The organism is Nonomuraea sp. NPDC005501 (assembly GCF_040605905.1).
Taxonomy (GTDB): Bacteria; Actinomycetota; Actinomycetes; order Streptosporangiales; family Streptosporangiaceae; genus Nonomuraea.
Map to the genome: position 1 here is coordinate 1 of NZ_JBEXDT010000199.1, position 4,674 is coordinate 4,674.

Annotated in this window: 7 protein-coding genes; 3 read left to right on the forward strand and 4 right to left on the reverse strand. The window is 72.0% G+C overall.

Features of this window, described 5'->3' with window-relative positions:
* On the reverse strand, positions 1-207 hold a 207-nt coding region (locus ABZS51_RS42320), incomplete at its 3' end, for a dienelactone hydrolase family protein (RefSeq protein ID WP_355453891.1).
* Positions 208-641: 434 nt separating this feature from the next.
* Between ABZS51_RS42320 and ABZS51_RS42325 the strand changes: the two genes are divergently transcribed.
* The 3 genes from ABZS51_RS42325 (at position 642) to ABZS51_RS42335 (ending at position 2,417) form a co-directional block, all read left to right on the forward strand.
* Positions 642-803 (forward strand): hypothetical protein, encoded by a 162-nt coding sequence (locus tag ABZS51_RS42325; protein ID WP_355453894.1) that lies wholly within the window; start codon positions 642-644, stop codon positions 801-803.
* 12 nt (positions 804-815) lie between these two features.
* A complete protein-coding gene (locus tag ABZS51_RS42330; protein WP_355453897.1) occupies positions 816-1,805 on the forward strand; it encodes a S66 peptidase family protein in 990 nt (329 codons plus the stop codon).
* 141 nt (positions 1,806-1,946) lie between these two features.
* Positions 1,947-2,417 (forward strand): lamin tail domain-containing protein, encoded by a 471-nt coding sequence (locus tag ABZS51_RS42335; protein ID WP_355453900.1) that lies wholly within the window; start codon positions 1,947-1,949, stop codon positions 2,415-2,417.
* Positions 2,418-2,470: 53 nt separating this feature from the next.
* On the opposite strand, the gene ABZS51_RS42340 is transcribed toward ABZS51_RS42335, so the two are convergent.
* From ABZS51_RS42340 to ABZS51_RS42350, 3 genes are all read right to left on the reverse strand, one after another.
* Complete coding sequence (locus tag ABZS51_RS42340; protein ID WP_355453902.1) at positions 2,471-3,253, reverse strand: WYL domain-containing protein; 783 nt, start codon at positions 3,251-3,253, stop codon at positions 2,471-2,473.
* A gap of 12 nt (positions 3,254-3,265) precedes the next feature.
* Complete coding sequence (locus tag ABZS51_RS42345) at positions 3,266-4,255, reverse strand: alpha/beta hydrolase fold domain-containing protein (protein ID WP_355453904.1); 990 nt, start codon at positions 4,253-4,255, stop codon at positions 3,266-3,268.
* A 59-nt stretch (positions 4,256-4,314) separates the two neighbouring features.
* On the reverse strand, positions 4,315-4,674 hold a 360-nt coding region (locus ABZS51_RS42350), incomplete at its 5' end, for a hypothetical protein (protein WP_355453907.1).

Here is a 4,674-nt window from a genome sequence, read left to right on the forward strand (position 1 = left end):
CCCGCCGTGGAGGTCGAAGGCCAGCGCCACGTATCCCAGCTCGGCGAGCGCATCGGCTCGGCGGCGCTCGACGTCGCTGAGCCCCGGCCCCTCGGGCCCGACCAGGACCGCGGGCCGGCGGTCGACACCGGCCGGGAGCGCGAGGTGCCCGATCATCGTCAGGCCGTCGGCCGGGTACTCAACCGTGCGCGTGGTAATCGTCGTCATGAGCCTGGACTGTAGTGACCGTCGACTTGTGTCGGTCCGATGTTCACCGCTGGCAGAGTTCACCCCTGGCAGAACAGTGCGGGTGCGCCTCTGACCTGCGGCGACGGCACACAAGATCCGTCACAAACCCCGTTCCCCCGCACCCAGGGGACCCTCACGCCCGGCTCGGCGGCGATGTCCTTCTGGTGCAGCACCCGGCGGCCGGTGGAGGGGTCGCGCAGATTGTGCAGCGGCCGCGACACGCCGCACCTCATGGAGAGAACCACGCATGCCGTACATGGCCGGCTGCCCCAACCGGGCCTGTGGGACCAGCGCTTCGACGCCCAGGCCCGCCAGTTGATGATGGTCGGGCCGGACTCCAACCGCTCGAACTCAATGGCAGTCCCTCGAACTTCGATGGAACAGGACGGCCCTCGCCGGGATAGAACAGGGACATGGCCAAGCACATGCTGATGGACAAGAAGTTCGCCGCCCGCGTCACGTCCACAGCAGCCAAGAACCTCAACAGCGAAGTGCCACGTCTGGCTTCGGCCGGCGCGCCCGATCCGCCGGCGGCAAGAAACTCCCGCCGCCGTCAGGCCGGCGAAGACGAGTAGCGGCCCCAGTCGATGGAAGTGATCTTTCCTCCCAAGCTGACCGAGGGCGACGTCGTACGCGTGGTGGCGCCCGCCCTCTCCCGCGCCCTGGTGATGGAGCACGACCACACCGGCATCATCACGTCCCGGTTCGCCGAGCTCGGCCTGACGCTCACCTACGGCCGTCACGTCGATGAGCGCGACGCGTTCGGCTCCTCCAGCGTCGCCTCACGGGTCACCGATCTGCACGAGGCCTTCGCGGACCCGTCCGTGGCGGCTGTTCTGACGGTCATCGGCGGGTACAACAGCAACGAGCTGCTGCCGTTCCTGGACTGGGAGCTGATCCGCGCCAACCCGAAGATCCTCTGCGGATACTCCGACATCACCGCACTGCAGAATGCCATCCTGGCCAGAGCCGGGTTGGTCACCTACTCCGGTCCTCACTGGTCGACGTTCGGGATGCGCGACCACTTCGAGCAGACCCTGCGCTGGTTCACCTCGGTGATGTTCGACACCGCTCCGGTCACCCTGACCCCGGCGTCGCACTGGAGCGACGATCTCTGGTTCCTCGACCAGGACGAGCGCGAGCTGACCCCCGGCGACGGATGGTGGCCGATCCGGCGCGGCTTCGCCGAGGGACGCGTCGTCGGCGGCAATCTGTGCACCCTGAACCTGCTGCAGGGGACTCCCTTCATGCCATCCCTCGTCGACGCGATCCTGATCGTCGAGGACGACCTGGAGTCGAGCCCGGCCACCTTCGCCCGTGATCTGACCTCGCTGCTGCAGGTTCCCGGCGCTTCGGGCATCCGGGGACTGGCGATCGGGCGGTTCCAGCGCGCGAGCCGGCTGACCCGCCCCTTGCTGGAACAGATCGTCGATGCCCAGCCGGCACTCGGCGCCATCCCGGTCGTGGCCGACGTCGACGTCGGCCACACCTACCCCTTGGCCACCTTTCCGGTCGGCGGCCAGGCCCGGCTCACCGTCACCGACGCCGAGGCAAGCCTCACCCTCCTCCGTCACTGACGGCAGACGTCACGGGGATGTGCAGGCAGGGCGGCGCCACCTCTTCGGCCAGATCCCGACCCGCCAAGGACGTGTGAACGCCGGCCCCTCATGGCGCGTCATACACACGGCCCACACACCCCACTCCCAGAAGGACCACAAGTGCGCCTTGCCGCTTCTGTCGCCGCCATGGTGGCCACCGCCGCTGCTCTCACGCCGGCGGCTCCCGCTCAGGCCGCCGCCCCCACGGTGAAGATCTCCCGGATCTGGTACGACTCGCCCGGCTCGCCGGACTCCGGCGCGAACAGCAACCTCAACGGCGAGTACGTGCAGATCAAGAACACCGGTCGGAGCGCGGTGAACCTCAGCGGCTGGACCGTCCGCGACAAGACGAGCCGAGCGGACCACGTCTACACCTTCGGCACGTTCACGCTCGGGGGCGGGAAGGCGGTGACCCTGCGCACCGGTAAGGGCCGAGACACCTCCACCACCCTGTACTGGGGCAGGAGCGGCGGCACCTACGCCTACATCTGGAACCAGAGCACGGACACCGGCTACCTCCGCAACGCCCGACGTCAGCTCGTCCACTCGTGCTCGTACAACAGCGCCCGCGCCGACTACAAGAACTGCTGATGCGGCGGGAGGGGGCCGCACCGTCGTGGTGCGGCCCCCTCCCGCGCCGGGACTCACGGGCCGCCACGGGATCGTCCCGGACGTGCGGCGGCACCAGGCGGTCCAGCGGTGCCGGCCGGTCGCCGGTCCAGGCTGAGGGACCGCAGGGTCTCCGCCCGGCGGACCCGCTCGGCCAGGGCTCGGTCCAGCAGCGGCACCGTACGGGCCGGGCAGGGCTCGTCGCGCAGCTCGGCGGCCAGGACACGGTCCAGGCGGAACCCGCGGCCCGCCCGGCGGCTGCGGCACCAGCCGATCAGGTACCAGGACCCCGAGGCGGTCAGCAGCCCACCCGGCTCGACCTCGCGCTCGCTCTCCTGCCCCGCCGCGTCGGCGTACCGGATCCACACGACGCGTTGCAGCGCCACCGCCCGCTCGACGATCGGCAGGACGCCGGGCGTGGTGCGGGCGGGCAGCACGTGGATGCGCTCGGTCAGGGCGCGCACCTCCTCCGCGGCGGACTCGCTCAGCGCGGCGGCCAGCTTGCGCATCGCGGTCGGGCCGGCCGCCGAGAACGGTGTCGTCTGCTCGGCCCCGGCCAGCGCCGCCGCCACCGCCAGCGCCTCCGCCGCGGTGAGGTTGATGGGCGGCAGGGCGGTGTCACGGTCGATGAACCAGCCCCCGTGCCGGCCCGCCTCCACGCGCACCGGCACCCCCGCCTCCATCAGCGCCTGCAGGTCGCGCTGCACGGTACGTCGCGACACGCCGTACCGGCCGGCCAGCCACTCCACGGTACGCGGTCGGGGCGCGGCGGCCCGCAGCTCGTCGACCAGGGCGTAGAGGCGTTCGGTACGGTTCATCGCGTCATCAGGCTAGGCCAGGCACCGGCGGACGAACTCCTCCTGGGCGGCCAGCTCCCGCCGGGCCAGCGCCGTGGGGTGCAGCGTGAACCCGTGCCAGCCCTCCTCGGCCACCACCAGCTCGGCCGCGTTGTCGGCCGCGGACCAGCGGGCCGCCATGAACAGGGTGTCGTCGAGCACGGGATCGGCCGTTCCCACGGTGAACCGCGCGGGCGGCAGACCGCGCAGGTCAGCGTAGAGAGGGGAGATGTCGGGATCAAGGCGTTCGTCGGGCGACAGTCCCGGAAGATACTTGCTCCGGAACCATTCCAGGGTCGGCCTGTTGATCAGCCGGTTCCGGTCGCCCGATGCGCGGCTGCTCGGTGTGCCGTGGCCCAGGTCGTAGCCGCCGAAGGAGAGCTGCGCGGCCAGGAACGCCTCGGCGGGCGCCACGGCATGCCGGTCACGCAGCCGCAGGAGCGTGGTGACGGCCAGCCGCGCCCCGGCGGACTCGCCGCCGATGAGCAGCCGCTCCGTGCCGAACTCGGAGGCCGCGTTGGCCAGCAGCCAGAGCGCCGCCTGCTCGGCGTCGTCGTTCCCGGCAGGGTAGGGGTGCTCGGGCGCGAGCCGGTACTCGACGCTGAGCACTGCGACGCCGCAGCCGGCGGCCAGGTCGCGCAGGCGGGGGTCCTGCCCGTCCGCCGAGCCGAACACCCCGCCGCCGCCGTGGAAGTGCAGGAACACCCCCTCCGGCGCCCGCCCGTCCGGCGGGAGAAAGGCCCGGAGCCGGAGCCGGCCACCGCCGGACGTGGTCACGGTGCGCCAGCTCGCCTCGGGAACCGGCGCCAGGGTGGGGAATCCGCCGCCGCCCGCGCGCTGGAACTCACGAGCGGCCCCGGGGTCGTCCTGGACGTGCAGCGGCACGAGGGAGTCGAGCAGCTTCTCCATGTGGTCGTTGACGGCTCGGGTCTCGGCCAGCTCGTCCGGGTCGAGGCCGATCAGGTACGGGGTCGGTACGTTCATGCGCCCATCGTGTCCCCGTGCCGCGACACCGTTGTGTCACCGTTGCCGAGTGGTGTGGCTCACACTGCTGAGCGCCACGAACCGGCCGGGGCGGCGAGCATCATGCGCGGATGCAGCGCGGCCGCCCGCCGCCGCGGGATGCCGCCGGCGAGGGCGGCGCTGGTGAGGGCGGCGCTGAGCCAGGCGGAGTCGACGGGTTCGTCGTCGTCCCGGCGAAGCAGCGGCTCCGCTCCGGACCGTCCCGGGTACAGCTCCCGCAGCAGCCGGCACGCCAGCGGAGGCAGCGGGAAGGCGGCGAGGTCGTCGCGTCCGGCGCGCACCACGACGACCGCGGCCCGCTCGCCCCCCTCGACGCCGGCCACGGTGCGAAGGTCCTGCGCGGTCACCCCGGCCAGCGCCTCCACGGGCGCGCCCGTCGC